The organism is Lactiplantibacillus daowaiensis (assembly GCF_005405085.1).
In the GTDB taxonomy this organism is placed as follows: domain Bacteria; phylum Bacillota; class Bacilli; order Lactobacillales; family Lactobacillaceae; genus Lactiplantibacillus; species Lactiplantibacillus daowaiensis.
In genome coordinates, this window is record NZ_BJDJ01000004.1 from 1 (window position 1) to 16192 (window position 16192).

Annotated in this window: 17 protein-coding genes; all 17 read right to left on the bottom strand. The window is 42.9% G+C overall.

All coding sequences use genetic code 11. The features are described from left to right. Positions 1-253 precede the first annotated feature (253 nt). The 17 genes from FFM75_RS03630 to der all read right to left on the bottom strand — a co-directional run bounded on the left by FFM75_RS03630 (position 254) and on the right by der (position 16181). Entirely contained in the window at positions 254-796 is a 543-nt protein-coding gene (locus FFM75_RS03630) for a hypothetical protein (RefSeq protein ID WP_137627839.1), read from the bottom strand. Continuing rightward, the gene (locus FFM75_RS03635) at positions 766-1188 is read right to left on the bottom strand and encodes a hypothetical protein (RefSeq protein ID WP_137627840.1); all 423 of its coding nucleotides are present in this window, start codon (positions 1186-1188) and stop codon (positions 766-768) included. The genes FFM75_RS03630 and FFM75_RS03635 overlap by 31 nt, the downstream gene beginning before the upstream one ends. Positions 1189-1324: 136 nt before the next feature. After that, positions 1325-2842, bottom strand: a complete 1518-nt coding sequence (locus tag FFM75_RS03640; protein WP_137627841.1) for a S41 family peptidase — start codon at positions 2840-2842, stop codon at positions 1325-1327. 32 nt (positions 2843-2874) lie between these two features. Then, on the bottom strand, positions 2875-3096 hold the full coding sequence (locus tag FFM75_RS03645; RefSeq protein ID WP_137627842.1) for a YozE family protein: 222 nt from the start codon (positions 3094-3096) through the stop codon (positions 2875-2877). Positions 3097-3117: 21 nt separating this feature from the next. Continuing rightward, positions 3118-3771, bottom strand: coding sequence for a YpmS family protein (locus FFM75_RS03650; RefSeq protein WP_137627843.1), 654 nt, complete (start codon positions 3769-3771; stop codon positions 3118-3120). 13 nt (positions 3772-3784) lie between these two features. Continuing rightward, positions 3785-4726, bottom strand: coding sequence for an SGNH/GDSL hydrolase family protein (locus FFM75_RS03655; RefSeq protein WP_137627844.1), 942 nt, complete (start codon positions 4724-4726; stop codon positions 3785-3787). A gap of 81 nt (positions 4727-4807) precedes the next feature. After that, a complete protein-coding gene (locus FFM75_RS03660) occupies positions 4808-5656 on the bottom strand; it encodes a DegV family protein (RefSeq protein WP_137627845.1) in 849 nt (282 codons plus the stop codon). Between the two features lie 93 nt (positions 5657-5749). Continuing rightward, positions 5750-6253 (bottom strand): dihydrofolate reductase, encoded by a 504-nt coding sequence (locus FFM75_RS03665; RefSeq protein WP_137627846.1) that lies wholly within the window; start codon positions 6251-6253, stop codon positions 5750-5752. 10 nt (positions 6254-6263) lie between these two features. Beyond that, on the bottom strand, positions 6264-7214 hold the full coding sequence (locus tag FFM75_RS03670; protein ID WP_137627847.1) for a thymidylate synthase: 951 nt from the start codon (positions 7212-7214) through the stop codon (positions 6264-6266). A 20-nt stretch (positions 7215-7234) separates the two neighbouring features. After that, positions 7235-9139 (bottom strand): ABC-F family ATP-binding cassette domain-containing protein, encoded by a 1905-nt coding sequence (locus FFM75_RS03675; protein ID WP_137627848.1) that lies wholly within the window; start codon positions 9137-9139, stop codon positions 7235-7237. Positions 9140-9279: 140 nt separating this feature from the next. Further along, complete coding sequence (locus FFM75_RS03680; protein WP_137627849.1) at positions 9280-9732, bottom strand: hypothetical protein; 453 nt, start codon at positions 9730-9732, stop codon at positions 9280-9282. A 57-nt stretch (positions 9733-9789) separates the two neighbouring features. Further along, positions 9790-11013, bottom strand: a complete 1224-nt coding sequence (locus tag FFM75_RS03685) for a CCA tRNA nucleotidyltransferase (RefSeq protein ID WP_137627850.1) — start codon at positions 11011-11013, stop codon at positions 9790-9792. Next, positions 11010-11783 carry a 4-hydroxy-tetrahydrodipicolinate reductase gene (dapB, locus tag FFM75_RS03690; RefSeq protein ID WP_137627969.1) on the bottom strand — a complete coding sequence of 258 codons (774 nt, stop codon included), beginning with the start codon at positions 11781-11783 and terminating at the stop codon, positions 11010-11012. Before dapB ends, FFM75_RS03685 begins: the two co-directional genes overlap by 4 nt. 308 nt (positions 11784-12091) lie before the next feature. Continuing rightward, entirely contained in the window at positions 12092-12892 is an 801-nt protein-coding gene (locus FFM75_RS03695) for a Cof-type HAD-IIB family hydrolase (RefSeq protein ID WP_137627851.1), read from the bottom strand. Between the two features lie 68 nt (positions 12893-12960). Then, positions 12961-14229, bottom strand: a complete 1269-nt coding sequence (locus FFM75_RS03700; RefSeq protein ID WP_137627852.1) for a tetratricopeptide repeat protein — start codon at positions 14227-14229, stop codon at positions 12961-12963. A 119-nt stretch (positions 14230-14348) separates the two neighbouring features. Next, positions 14349-14624 carry an HU family DNA-binding protein gene (locus FFM75_RS03705; protein ID WP_130843361.1) on the bottom strand — a complete coding sequence of 92 codons (276 nt, stop codon included), beginning with the start codon at positions 14622-14624 and terminating at the stop codon, positions 14349-14351. A gap of 246 nt (positions 14625-14870) precedes the next feature. Beyond that, positions 14871-16181 carry a ribosome biogenesis GTPase Der gene (der, locus tag FFM75_RS03715; RefSeq protein WP_137627853.1) on the bottom strand — a complete coding sequence of 437 codons (1311 nt, stop codon included), beginning with the start codon at positions 16179-16181 and terminating at the stop codon, positions 14871-14873. Positions 16182-16192 lie beyond the last annotated feature (11 nt).

Sequence of the window (16192 nt, forward strand, 5' to 3'; positions counted from 1 at the left end):
CAGTATGCCCTTTTTAGTTTGTTTTACAAAAAAGGCGTCGATGGATTTTATCCATCAACACCAAATATCATAGAGCCAATTGATTTTGCAAAATCAGTTGGGTGTTTTCATAAAGTTTTTTTAAGTTGTTATCGCTGCTAATCGTTATTAGGTCAGTCAAGGTGGCACTTAGATTGGTTAAAACTTATCATAATAATCCTAATGCTATAGCTTATTTTGCACCGATATTGGCGTAAAATAAGCTTTTTTGACTTTAAATGACGTAAAAACGGTTGGCTTTTCCCCGGTACCTTGTCGTGGCATCGCTAAGTAGATGGGTATTATCAACTAACTCTTTGTAAAAGCTTAAATCAGTTAGGTTTAAATTTTCGCAAAGTTGTTTAGTTATTAGTTTTCCTCTAGTAACAATTAATAAGTTAGCATTATCATAAAAGTCAGCAACTTGCGCCAATGTTTGAGGCATAACTCTTCCAGCGTCAAAATGCCCCGACCATAGCTCCTTAACTTCATGCTTCTCATCAATAAAGGGTTGTAACTTGTATTTTTCAATCATTTTATTCCAAACTTCATCCCCTTGATCAAATGAAGTTAGGAACTTTTGAGAATCTCTTAATGTCAAATCCCAATAATCTTTAATTCGTCCACTCATGCCTCTACCCTGATTCATCCAAACAGGCATCACCGTAAAATTGCCAATAGCATGGGTAAGTTGTGCAAATTTCTCCATTTTTTCATAGAGGTCATCATTAGCGGTAAGAAAGTTTTTTATTTTAGCAGTATCATCATTTTCAACCACGCACTTATTGCTTTTTTTAAGTCAGGAACGCCGTTAAACCTTGTTTCCCAAATCTCTTTATTTCTTTGCCCAAAAACACCTCTAATTGAAATCATCGATGTAAACGAAGTCATAAATGAATTCATCGTATCACCACGAACATTATCGCCCTTATCATTTTGCCATCCTAAAACATGATATATTGGAAAGACCACTTTATCACAATCTTCATTTTTAAGTTCATTCGTATACCTATAAGCAAGTTCCAACCATAAATGTGATTTGTTTTTATTCTCATCTTCTTTTACCAAACTTTTTTTGAAATCATACTCCCAAGGTGCATCCCTACCATCTTCCTTGTCCCCATCAAAAGACAGTAACCACTTTCTAACCTTTTCTTCACTATCATCCATATCAGTATTCCCCCTAGATATAAAATCACATAGATGAGTCAATTACATCCATACTTAGATAATATGGCTAAGCAAAAGCGCTTTCAACGACTAAAAATAAAAAAGCCTGGAACCGAAATTCCAGACTTTCTCACGCTTACTTTTCAGCAAGTTTCAATGCCGTGTTATAAGCATTGTCATTATCACTAATTTTTTGTGCTAATTGCGTTTCAATCTTCGCTAAGGTCTGCTTGTTAACTCGACCATTGGCCGTTAACTTCGCATGCTTTTGATACGCTTTAACGGCACTCGTTGTAGTACTGCCAAAGTAACCATTGGCACTGCCTTTAAAGTAACCTAACGCTTTCAAGTACTGTTGCAACGTCTTCACATCAGTATTAACCTTACCAGCTTTTAAATCACTCGTTTTGCTCAAAGCAGTTAAGCTAGCATAACTTGGTTCACTGGCCTTAACCGTTGGTGTCAAGCCCTTCTTGTTGATCCAAGTCCCATTTGGCGTTAACCATTTGGCAACGGTGATCTTCATTTCAGTCTTATCACTAAAGGACGTGACCGTTTGGACGGTCCCTTTCCCATAGGATTGTGACCCGATCAACTTAATGCCCGCTGATTGATGCAAGGCCGCTGAGAAGATTTCAGCAGCTGACGCACTCCCACCATCAATTAAGACCGTCGTTGGCGTCGTCACTTTATAGCCACCATCATACTTCTTACCGGCGACATACTTTTCAGCTTGAGAACCACGCGTCTGTACTTGCATGATGGTCTTACCATTCTTCAAGAACATTGACGCCATCTTCAAAGCTGCGGTCATCAAACCACCAGGATTACCACGCATATCAATAATCAGCTTTTTAGCGCCTTTTTTATCCAAGGCTTTTAAAGCGGTCTTGAATTCTTTAGCGGTATTAGTCGAGAACGTTGAAACCGTGATATAACCAATCTTCTTCTTACCACCGACCATTTTATAATTAACCGTTGTGACCGGAATCTTGGCCCGTTTTAACGTTACCGTAAAGGTCTTACCAGCGCGTTCAACTTCTAGTTCGACCGTCGTGCCAACTTTGCCGCGCATCAGATTGACTGCTTGCGTCAAGGTCTTACCAGCAATTGATTTACCATTGACCTTTTTGATAATATCCTTTGGCTTTAAACCAGCTTTTTTAGCCGGCGTCCCAGCGATTGGTGAGATGATCTGAATGTAATTCCCGGACTTTTGAACTTGCGCGCCAATCCCTGAGAAGGAACTGTCGATCGTATCATTCAAACTTTCGGTTTCACTCTTATCCATATATTCAGAGAACTTATCGCCTAATGAATTGACCATCCCATTGATGGCGCCATTTGCCAACTTGTTGGCATTGACCGGCTTATAATAGTTCTCACTAATCGTGGCATAGACGGATTGAATCTTCTTCATCGCCGTGCTCGTTTGTTGCATACTACTGATTTGTTGCGTCACTGCGCGGCCTAAGACCCAATACGTGCCCCCGATACCAATTCCTAAGGCGACGATGATCGAAATGATGTACGTCCATAACCCCACACGGCGTTTTGGCCGTTGCTTCTTCAAATGGGGATTCACATTCGGATCAGCTTGTTTTGCCGATTCATCGGTTGGTGTTGTTGCTTTGTCCGTTGGTTCTTCTGGCATCCGTCAAAATCCTCTTTCCTCGCTAAATTAGCCTAAGCTTCACTGGCCAAATATTGTTGCCAAGCATCGTCAAAAATCGTCATGGATGGCAAGTAACCAGCATTTAATTCTAAATATTGTGACACCTCATCAAAATCCTGACTTTGCTTCGGAAAAGCTTGGTCGAAAAAGGCATTATTCGCAAATTCGGCGACTGATTCAGTACTATCAGGATTGCGTTGGGTCATCAAATATTGATAAAACGTTTTATGCATCTACACCCCTCACTTTATCCGTTAATTACTACTACTCTTTGGAATATGCATTTCAAAACTGAACTTGTTGTTCTTCAAATCTAGTTTATTCACGCTATACCGCATTTCATGTTTGCCGACGATCTTGTTCAAATACAAGTTGACCGTCTTTGTCTTCGCATTTAAAGTGACCCACTTTGGAATCTTGTAGTTATTGTTGATGTAATTGATCACAAAGCTAATTGGAATCGACATTGTCCCGACTGATAAGCGTGTCGCCTTCAATGAGATATTCCCATTTGAGATTACGCTTGGTTGCAACGTAATGACAAACGACACATTTTGACCTAAGACTTTGGTCGTCCCTAGTAAGTAAGCCGCATCCGAACGGACGACAAACCGGTACTTCAATGATTGTCCTTTTTGGAAGTCATTTAAGTAATATGATGCTAACGCATTTAACTGTTGCCGATTCATGGTAATCGGCACACTTGCGGCATCGTTTGAACTACTACTCGTCACTGTCGTGGTTTCACTTGGTGACCGGAAGACTTGGCTCCCGACATACACCCCAAGGCCTAAGATTAACGCAATCAAAACAATTGCGATCCATTTCCAAATATTTAAGGGGCCCTGCGGTTGTTTTGGTTTCGTGGTAGCTTTTGCCGCCTTTTGTTGACGCTGTTGTTCACGCATTTAGCAATCCCCTTTATTTTTTTAAGAGCCAATTATCATGTGCCATCATTGTTTGATAGAGCTTGTGACTGAAAATATGATAGCCCCGTTTATTAGGATGGAAGTTATCACTATTTGAAATCAAGTCATTGTCTTTAGACTTAGCCGCCACGGCCGCTGTAATTTGACTCGTATTGGTTAAATTCGTTAGTGACGTACTATCTGATTCTTTTTTCAACTTGGCGATTTGAGCAGCGGTCTTATATTGACCATGCGACATCACGGTGTTGATGTCCATGAAGTAAGCCCGTTGATAATGACTAAGCGTCGTTTGCGTCTGGTCATTCCACTGACTCACGTACTTGGTAATCGCCGTGACATTAGGGAAATTGACAAAAATCGGGTTATAAATACTAAAGACAAATAGTGAGGCCTTCGGATTTAATTGCCGTAACTTATCGAATAGTTTCGTCAACTTAGCTGCATATGTCGTTTGAGCCTTGGCAACGGTACTATTGTTCTTAGCTGTATTGTTCGACGTAATAGCGCCTTCCAAAGTTTGCAATAAATCATTACCGCCAACGGTCACCGTCAAAACATCGGCCGCGGCAATTTTACGTTGTAAGGCTTTTGACTTATTGATGCGGGCTAAAATTTGGTCACTCCGATCACCAGATTTACCGGCATTCGTCGTTGTCACTTTCAAATTTTGTTTCTTAGTCAGCAAGTCTTTAATTTGACCGACATAGCCACCTTCAGCTTCATCACCGACGCCTTCAGTTAACGAATCTCCAACCGCCACCAAACTCACTTTACTTTTATGGGCAGTTTTTTTCGCTGTACTCGTTGTTTTAGAACTTGTGGTCTCGCGACTTGTCGTACTTGGATGGAGCACATGATTGAGCCCCCAATAGACCCCGCCAGCGATAATCGCCACAATTACCACTACTTTAACGGTTTCCCATAGTTTATGCATGCCATTTGCACAACCTTTCTCATAATTTAACCTTGATATTAAAAAGGGGCGGTCGCAACCGCGCCCGAACCCCTTTTTGAATTATTGTGCTTGTGTATGATATTCCACGGCAAAGGCGCCGGGACCACCATGGGTCGCAATAATCGGCACGGTTGGTTGAACACTGACCTTCAAGCTTGGCAAAGCCGCTTGTAGGCGTTCCTTATACGCTTCTACACGTTCAGTGGCACCAACGTGTGAAATAGCAACCTCAACCACGTTAGGCGTTTGAATGATATCTTCAATAATTTTATCAAAGAATTTATTAATCGCTTTGACCCCGCGACCCTTCATCTTCACATCAAGGGTCCCATCATCAACTTCTAAGGCGATTTTGACGTTGAGTAATGTACTGATTGCCCCAGTTAAACGACTGATGCGGCCGCCAGCAACTAAGTTATTTAAGGTCATCACACCCATAAACAATTTGGTATGGGCTTGTGTGTCATGAACCGCAGCGACAACTGCGTCTTTATCGGCACCAGCTTGGGCCAACTTTGCCGCCGTCACCACTTGAAAGGCCATTGCCCGATCAGTTGTCCGTGCATCGATCACGGTCACGTCCGTTTTCGTAATCGAAGCGGCTTGTTCAGCCGTGTGCACTGTCCCGGAGATCGCTTCAAGCATGTTGATGCAAACCACACTTGACCCATCGGCACCGAGCTTGTCAAAAGTTTCAATAAACGTACCCAATGCAGGTTGACTCGTTTTTGGTAACGACTTCGCGCTGGCCATCTTTTCAATGAATTCATCACGCGTAATCGTTTCATCTTCAATATAAATTGTGCCATCGATCATGACGGACAACGGAATCACGGTAATATCGTATTTTTGAACCTCGGCATCGGTTAAATTAGCCGAAGAATCGGTCACAATCTTGATTTTCGTCATACTTTGCCACGCTTTCTTATCTTGTAAAGTTTACCTAACCCTTACAATAAATTAATGCTTTCAGTATAGCAGAAAAGTGCTTTAGTTTCACTGTTACTTCCCGATTTTTCGGCGAGTAAAGTCATCAAAACTATAGGTTACTGCTGGGTCGGCATCACTGACCCCTGGCGTTTGCGCCGTTAATTGCCATTCGGAATAGTCGATTGCCGGCATCCAAGTGTCACCGGTAAACGTCCCGTTGATTTGTGTGCGATACAAACGATCTGCGTACGGCAATACCGCGGCAAACACTTGCGCACCGCCAATGACAAATACCACCTCATCCGGATGCGCGGTTGTATAAGCCGTTAATTCAGCTAGACTCGTCCAGTGTTGCACATCAGTTGGCAACGCGAGTTGGGTTTGACGGGACAACACAATATTTTGACGATGTGGCAATGGCCGCTTAAAACCGGCAAATGTTTTGCGTCCCATGACCACCGGATGATTTAACGTCAACCGTTTGAAACGTTTTAAGTCAGCAGAAAGATGCCATGGTAATTGGCCATTCGCACCAATCAAACCGTTTTGATCCTGTGCCCAAATTAACGCAATCATTGCAATCCCCCTAAATGGCCACCGGCGCTTTAATCGCTGGGGCTGGCTCATACCCTGTCAATTTAATATCGCTCATTTGATAATCGAAAATACTTTGATGGGCACCACTTAAAACTAATTGTGGGGCTGGCTTAGGTTGCCGGGTCAATTGTGTTTTGATTTGCTCGATATGGTTCGTATAAATATGGGCATCCCCAAGCGTATGCACGAATTCACCGACTTGTAAGCCCGTTTCTTGGGCAATCAAATGAGTCAGTAACGCATAGCTGGCAATATTGAACGGCACACCTAAAAAGACATCACCAGACCGTTGATACAATTGACAGCTCAACTTACCATCCGCCACATAAAATTGAAATAACGTGTGACATGGTGGTAAGGCCATACTGGGCACATCTTCAGGATTCCATGCTGACACGATCAATCGCCGTGAATCGGGCGTCTTTTTAATCATGTCAATGACATTAGCAATTTGGTCAATGGTATCACCTTGACGCGTTTGCCAATGACGCCATTGCGCCCCGTAAACATCCCCTAAATTGCCAAACTTAGCCGCAAACGCATCGTCATTTAAGACTTGGTCGTCAAACGCTTGCATCTGAGCTTGATAGACGGGCTTAAAATCAGGATCATCTAAGCGTCGATGTTCAAAGTTGGTCATATCTGGGCCCGTGTAATCAGCGCTATTGACCCAGTTTTTAAACGCCCATTCATCCCAAATATGGTTATGATGTTGCAGCAAATATTGAATATTGGTATCACCATGTAAGAACCACAATAATTCACTCTTAATCAAACCAAAGGGCACTTTTTTAGTGGTTAATAATGGAAACCCCTTGGCGAGATCAAAGCGCATCTGATAGCCAAACAGACTATACGTCCCAGTTCCGGTCCGATCATCTTTATAGGTACCATGGTCTAAAATATCCCGCGCTAATTGTAAATAACTATCTTCTAACATTGGCAAATTCCTTTCCGAATCTAAGCTTCTGCGTATTGACTTAAATAATCCCAACGATTCATCTTTTCGTCAATTTCAGTTTCAGTTTTGGTCAATTCTTTTTGCAAATCAGCTAACTTACCATAATCACTAGCATTATCAGCCATCGCTTGTTCGATCTCACCTTTATGCGTATCGAGCGCTTCAATCACGCCTTCGATCTTGTCATATTCGAGTTGTTCAGCATACGTCAGCTTAACCTTTGCTTTGGTCTGGGACTTAGTTTCAGCCTCAGCTGCTGGCGCTTTTGCTTTCGCTTGCGGCTTAGTGGCCGTTGGTTTAGCAGCATCTTTTTGGTCTTTTAAATAACTTGAGAAACGGCCAGCATAACGTTCAATCTGACCGTTACCATTAAAGATCAATAATTTAGTCCCAACTTTATCCAAGAAATACCGGTCATGTGAGACCGTAATGACAGTCCCGACAAAGTTGTCCAAATAGTTTTCTAAGACGGTCAACGTCCCAATGTCTAAATCATTCGTTGGTTCATCAAGTAATAAGACATTCGGCTGTTGCATTAATAACTTCAACAAATATAACCGCCGTTTTTCCCCACCGGATAACTTGCGAATCAAGGTGCCGTGCATCGACCGTGGGAAGAGGAATTCTTCTAGTAATTCGGTCACGGAAACATGTTCACCTTGTTTATTTAAGACCGTTTCACCGACATCTTGTAAATAATTGATGATCCGTTTGTCACCCGGAATCGGTTCAGTTTGCTGCGTGTAATAAGCCATTTTGACCGTCTCACCAATTGTGACCGTCCCACTATCTAGTGGGAGTTTACCAGCAATCACGTTCAATAAACTTGATTTACCGGCGCCATTTAACCCAGTGATCCCGATACGGTCATTAGCTTGGATCAGCATCGAAAAGTCGGTTAAAATCGGTTGGCTGTCAAACGTCAAATTGGCTGCTTTTAGTTCAATGACTTTCTTACCCAATCGCTGTTGTCCCAGTGAAATATCAACATCATGGTCAACTTGTAACGTATTCAGATTGCCTTTTAAATCATTAAAGCGATTGATGCGCCCTTGTTGTTTCGTGCTCCGTGCCGGAGCCCCCGCACGCATCCAAGCCAGTTCTTTTTTATACAACTGTTGTTGCTTATGTTCTGCCGTAATATCACGCGCTACCCGTTCGGCCTTAGCTTGAACATAATCTTGATAATTACCCGTATATTTATACAGTTCCCCAAATGAGAGTTCAAACATTTGATTGGCAACTTGATCTAAGAAGTACCGATCATGAGTCACGACGATCAAGGCACCCTTGTAGGCGGCCAAGTATGTTTCTAGCCATTCGATCGAATCAAAGTCCAAGTGGTTGGTCGGTTCATCCAATAATAATAAATCGGGTGATTGAATCAACACTTGGGCTAACCCAACCCGTTTGCGTTGACCCCCAGATAACGTTTTAACTTTTTGGTTTAAGTCAGTGATGTGTAATTGCGTCAAAATCGTTTTGACATCACTTTCAGCGTTCCAAGCATCTTCTTGGTTCATCTTAGTCTCGGCATCGCTATAAGCCCGTTGTGTCGCTGGATCTTCTGGCTTTTCAGCATAAGCCGCTAAGGTCTGTTCATAATGACGAATCGTCCGAAAGACTTGCTGACTCCCAGCTAAAACGGCATCGATCACCGTTAATTCTTCGTTTAAAGCAGGTTGTTGCGTTAAATAACCGATTTCATAATTCTTTGGTTTAATCAATTCACCGGCTTCGGGCGCGGTAACTCCTGCCAAAACGTCTAATAAATTCGTTTTTCCCGATCCGTTGACGCCAATCACGCCGATGCGGTCGTGTTCATTTACAATAAACGAAATATCGTTAAATAACGTTTTCTCACCGTAAGTACGGGTCAGATTTTCTGCTCTTAATGTTTGCATAACTTGCTATCCACCCTTTAACTTGTTTACATTCACATTATATCTTACCACATCCACGCCCAGCGACTGGCGGAAAGCTTTTCGTCGTATAAAAAAAGAATGCTGACGTCATCGCGTCAACATCCTCTTAAAACGATCACTTATTTTTGATCACCGTAAACATCTAACACAGTCTTTTCAGCATCAACAACTAAATGTAATAAGCCATCGCTAGAAAGTGAACTGCTTTGGTAAACATTATCTAATCCATCCACGTCTTTAGCCTTGAATGGTAAGTAGATTTGTTCACTACCACGGTCATCGCCAAATAAAATATCAATCTTTTCAATATCTTGGTAATGCGTTACCCGTTCAAAAATCCCACTTGTAACTGTGGATAAATGAGTCGTGTTTGGATCAACTGCATCGGCATCTGGTTCAAATTCAGCCTTGAAAGATTTGCAAGGGTGAATGACCGTCATCTTACCGCCTTTAATACGGCCATAACTAGTCGTTACCCGGCCAATCCAAAGGTCGGAAATATCCTTATGGTTAACGACCCACGTATCGCCATTTCGGAAATAAAACTTTAATGCTTCTAGTGCTCTATCCATTTTCGATCACCTCATTGAATTAGTTTCAATTTAATCGTAACAGATTTATAGAAAATATCAATCGTTTTTTGTATCCGCTACCATCCGTGCTAACTCAGTCAAAGCTTGCGGTTCGTTAGCCACTTGACCAGTCACGACTGCCGTCAATAATTGAGCCAAGATTTGACCCATTTGCGGTCCCGGTGTGACGATCTTTTGCTTGATCAAATCGCCACCATTTAAAGCTAAGTCGCGCTTATCTTGGATTGGCAACGCGGTATAAGCCGCCGTCAACTTAGCTTGTGGTTGACCAAAGCCAAGGATTGTCGCCACCGTATTCGCCGTTGTGAGCGCGGCTAAGCCGGTCTTAAACAGTGCCATGGGTTGAAGCTCACCATGTTGTTGCAACGCGTTTAACGCCGTCCAGGCCGCCACGACATGGTCGATCAACTCATTGCTCGTCTTCCAAGCTTTCAGTAACTGGCGAATTGCCGCGCCATCTGGCAACTTCATTAACCACGCTAGCAACGTCCAAGTGCTTTCAATCGTCGGTAAATGCCAAGCTGGTAGTGCAATCAGTTGGGTCAACATTGCGTGTTGTGCCGCCATTTGTGGCATATAACGATATAAGTCAGTTGCGACTAACGCTTGCAACCCACGCACCGGTTGTTGTCCCATTAACAACTTTTCCCATTCAACCCGCGTCCGTTCAACGGCGATCTTGGTCAATAACGCCGCATTATCGGTGATGGCTTGTTGGGTATCGGCTTCAATCGTAAACCCTAGTTGGCTCGCAAACCGTACTGCCCGCATCATTCGTAACGCGTCTTCATGAAATCGATCTTCCGCCACACCGACCGCGCGTAAGACCCCAGCCTGTAAGTCAGCTAAGCCATCAAATAAATCAATGACTTCACCGTCAGCACGCATTGCTAAAGCATTGATCGTAAAATCCCGCCGCTTTAAGTCTTCTTTTAACGAGCGAACAAACGTGACTTGATCTGGCCGCCGAAAATCTTGATAGCCAGATTCCGTCCGAAAGGTCGTGGTTTCATAACCTTGACCGTGATCTAAAATCATCACCGTCCCATGTTCGATACCAGTATCGACCGTTCGTTTAAACAATCCTTTAACTTCAGCTGGAAAGGCACTCGTCGCAATATCGACATCGTGAATTGGTTTCCCTAAAATCGTATCACGGACACTGCCACCGACAAAGTAAGCCTCATAGCCGGCTGCTTCAATCGTGTCAATAATCGGTTTAGCTTGCTGAAATTCCGTTGGTAATGCGTTTAAGATCATAATAAGTTTTCCAAACCAACCATTAATTCATGATATTGATTGATCTTTTCAACCGCAACTTTGACCCCCGTCATAAATGAGATCCGGTCAAAAGAGTCTTGGCGAATCGTTAAACCTTCACCAGGACCACCAAACATCACTTCTTCATGAGCCACTAAACCAGGTAAGCGAACGGCATGAATCCGCATCCCTTCATATTCAGCACCCCGTGCACCAGGCAACGTTTCAGTTGCATCAGGATTGCCTTGTGGCTTAGGCTTGCGCACTTCAGCGATCTTTTTAGCCGTACTGATAGCCGTCCCACTTGGTGAATCGATTTTATCATCATGATGCATTTCAATAATTTCAACATCTGGGAAATATTTAGCCGCTTGTTGAGCAAATTGCATTAACAAGACCGCACTGATACCAAAGTTAGGCGCAATTAAGCCCCCAACTTGTTTGGTTTTCGCTAGTGCTTGTAAATCAGCGACTTGGTCATCAGTCATCCCAGTAGTCCCAATGACTGGTGAAATGCCGTGATTAAGGGCAAACTTGGCGTTTTCATAAACGGCCGTTGGAATCGTAAAGTCGATCCATACCGTTGCATCCGTTTTGATTTGGTCTAAATCGTGGAATGCTGGCACGTCTTGATCCTTGAATTGGGTGGTTTCACTCAAGTTAGTATCTGCACCGCGGGCATCATAGACCCCTACTAAATCAAATTCAGGTGTATCGATCACCATTTGAGCTGCTGTGCTACCCATCCGACCGTGATAGCCAGCCACCATTACTTTTACATTTGCCAAAATATAATTCCTCCTCAAGATTCATTAAGGTACATCAATTTTGTTATCTTATTCATTTTAGCAGACTGCTGCGAAATGCGGCAGGGTTCGGTTCCTAAAATCTAAAAAAAACGAGAGTGGGACAAAAGGCGTTTTGCTACCGAGCATAGCCTAGGAAGACGAGTGATTGTGTACTTTCAATCGTTCGTCTTTCGTAGCTAAGCGGAGGGAGCAGCCTTTTGTCCCACGTTTCGGCTATAAACATTCGGAGATGCAAAAAGAGTTTGGGAGTTTGTCCCAAACTCAGTTATTTAATCAATTAAACGATCAATTTCTTGCAAGACGCCATCGTGATTATTATCTAAAGCCGTTTGATACGTTGCTGCCGCCTTAACCGGTGCTGACGCATTCCGCATCGCAAAGCTGTAGTCCGCTTCATGCAACATTTCCAAGTCATTACGATTGTCGCCAAATACCGCTGTTTGACTAGCTGGGATCTGCCAATGTTGTTGCAAATAAGCTAAGCCCGCTGCTTTGTTGACATTCGGGTTGATCACATCTAAGCCATGACCACCGCTAACCGTCGCACGCAAGCGACCGGCAAACAACGTATTGAGTAACACCGCTTGATCATTAATATCGCGATCTTCCCAACTAAACGTTGCTTTATAGATGTGATCATCAACGGTCGTTAAATCAGACACCACATGAATATCACTCAAGAAATACCGCATTAAGGCATTATCATCAACTGGCCGAATGTACGCGCCGTTTTTACCCGACAACGACATTCCAGCACCGGCCAATGCCGGTTCAGTCGCAACAGCCCGTAATAAATCGGTCAAAACTGGTGGGGTCAGCACACTTTCATATAAAACATGCCCATTTTTGTCGATGACTAAGCCCCCGTTTTCAGCGACATAGGTCATTTCACCATCAATCTGGTCAAAGACATCGATACAATGCTGCAACTGATTGCCACTAGCAACCACAAAATGTTGCCCATTGGCGTTGATTTGATTCAATTGCGCTTGAAACCGAGCGCGATCAAACTGATGATCATCGCGCAAAAAAGTGCCATCTAAATCCGATGCAATTAAAGCGACTTTCAAACGATTCCCCTCCAAATAAAATATTAATTAACTTATATTTTATCAAAGTTGGAAGCATTTACAATCATCTAGTAGCCTTGATCTTCGAAATCTTCTAGCATTGCCACCATTTCACCATCATCTGGTTCAATCACGAGATAGTTCCGTAAAGCTGCCACGGTTTCATCAGCCATCCCGGCTTCACGGAAGAAGTAAATTGCTGGTTTTAAGAAGTCTTCGTTGTGCTCAAAGAACGGATAAGCCGCTAGATAGTTATCACGGGCGGCTTTGACATGATCTAACCGATCATTTGAGACCGCTAAGTTCCAATAAAATTGGGGGTCAAACTCATTGCTTTGTAAGTACTGATCCAACAAATCAATATTATCTTGATAACGTTCTTGTTGGACTAATAAGTTAGATAATTCCAAGACCGTGGTTAAATTATCTGGATCGATACTCAACCCTTCACGCAAGTACTTCTCAGCTAAGTCGCGATCGTCCAATTTAAGCGCGATACGCGCCGTTTGCAAGTAAAGCTGTTCATTATACTGATCAACCGCTAAACCTTCTTGCAGCGTCAATAAGGCTTGATCTAGCTCATTTAATTTCACATGGGCTTCTGCTAAGTACGGATAAACAGTCGCATATTGCGAATCTTGCTCACGTAACTTATTCAACGTATCAATTGCCTTCCGCGGTTCATCTAATTGTAAATAGGTAAACCCAAGTTCAAATTGACTATCTGGCGTTAGTTTTGCTGGTTTGATCTGTTCTAAATACCCAACGGCTTGTTCAAAGCGACCGGCTTCCGCATATGAAACCCCGAGCCGTTCAACCAAGTTCACTTTAGAGATCTCCAATTGGCCCTTTTTGATTAAATCTAAATAAAAGCGAATCGCTTTATTATAGTTCCGAATCAAAAAGTAAAATTCAGCCAATGCAAATTCAACCACCGGTTCATCCGGTGCGATTTGGTACGCTTCAACCAATTTCTGTTCACTGACTTCAAACAATTCTTGTGTTTGATATAAGTCAGCTTCTACCAATAAAGCTTGCACGTAAGCCGGTGAATCGGGTTTAACTTGATGCAGATAATCCATTGCTAAATCGGTATCGTCTTCATCGATCGCAATATCAGCTAAACTCGTTCGTAAATTATCCTCATCAGGATATTTAGCAAGTAATTTTTTATAGATTCGGGTGGCTTGCTTTAAAAAGCCCAACCCATACAGTTCTTCAGCTAAACTATAGAGCGTATCATCATCATCTTTACGTAATGCCCACGCATAATGTTTCTTAGCCGTTTCTAGTTGCCCGTTTGAAAGCGCGGCTAACATTTTTTCTGAATAAGTCATAACACCCATCCTTTTAGCGATATAGTCGTGTCACTCGACTTACTATCATAACGCAAATGACAACAAAAAAGCCAGTATAACGGTTGTTATACTGGCTTAAAGCTTACACTTTAAGGTAATTATTTAACTGCGTCCTTTAAAGCTTTCCCTGGCTTAAATGCAGGTACTTTGCTTGCAGGAATTTGGATTTCTTGACCAGTTTGTGGGTTGCGGCCCTTACGAGCGGCACGTTCACGTACTTCGAAGTTACCAAATCCGATCAGTTGAACTTTTTCACCCTTTGCAAGAGTTTCTTGGATTGATGCAAAGACTGCGTCAACTGCAGCGGTTGCGTCTTTCTTAGTTAAGTTAGTTGCAGCAGCAACGTTGTTAACCAATTCAGCTTTGTTTGCCATGTTTGATTCACCTCCCCTTTACAGAGTGAAGATGTATGTAATTTTGTACGTACATCCAGATGATCATTTTTGAGTGGTCCAAAAATGAGAGAAACGATGACAAGCATCATTTCTTCATCAAAGATAGCATAGGAATGCCGTAATAGCAAGCTTTTTTAGGGTTTTTGCGTAAAATATCAAAATTAAGCATTAATCGTTTACAACTTTTCGTGCTTATGCTAAAATGCCGGTTTTACGCCGTTTCGGCTACTTTCGACGCCGTTCGATCATATGAATTGGTGTCCCAGTAAAATCAAAGGCATTGCGGATTTGATTTTCTAAGAAACGTTCATACGAAAAATGCATCATATCAGGGTCATTAACAAAGACCACAAAGGTTGGCGGCTGAATGGCCACTTGCGTTGCATAGTAGACCCGGAGCCGCTTCCCGTTATCACTTGGCGTTGGATTCATCGCAATCGCGTCCATAATAACGTCATTTAAGACTGATGATTGGATTCGACGTGAATGGTTCGTATTGACCTTTTGAATCAAAGCTGGCAACTGGGCTAAGCGTTGTGACGTCTTAGCGGAAACAAAGATAATTGGTGCATAGCTCAAGTAAACGAATTCATCGCGCACATACGCTTCAAATTCTTGCATCGTCTTATTATCTTTTTTGACCAAATCCCACTTATTAACCACAATCACAATGGCTTTCCCAGCTTCATGGGCATAACCTGCTACCCGCTTATCTTGTTCACGAACACCTTCATCCGCGTTAATGACAAACAAGGCCACATCACTATTATCAATGGCTTTTAAGGCCCGCATCACACTATAGCGTTCAGTGTTTTCGTAAACCTTACCTTTTTTTCGAATCCCGGCTGTATCGACCATGACAAAGCGGTTGCCATCAGCATCCGTAAACTTCGTGTCAATGGCATCCCGCGTCGTCCCAGCAACGTTAGAGACGATAACCCGGTCTTCACCTAACAGCGCATTAACAATCGATGATTTCCCAACGTTTGGGCGGCCAATCAAGCTAAAGCGAATCGTACCAGGTTCATCTTCACCCGTCTTATCCGGGAAGTTCTTGATCACAGCATCTAACAAATCACCTAAACCTAGCCCATGCGCCCCTGAAATTGGATAGGGATCGCCAAAGCCTAAGGAATAGAAATCATAAATTTCAGACCGTAATTCAGGATTGTCGACTTTATTAACCGCTAAAACAACCGGTTTATCTGAGCGATACAAGATTTGAGCCACATGTTCATCCGCATCGGTCACGCCTTCTTTAGCGCTCACGATATAAACGATCACATCGGCTTCATCGATCGCAATCTCGGCTTGTTCGGTAATTTGCTTGATAAACGGGGCGTCATCAATATCAATCCCCCCGGTATCGATCATACTAAATTTTTGTCCTAACCATTCACTGTTCGCGTAGATCCGGTCCCGAGTCACCCCAGGCGTATCTTCAACGATTGAAATTCGGTCACCGGCGATCCGGTTAAAAATGGTCGATTTACCGACGTTTGGCCGGCCAACGATTGCGACAACTGGTTTTGGCATTCAAATTCCTC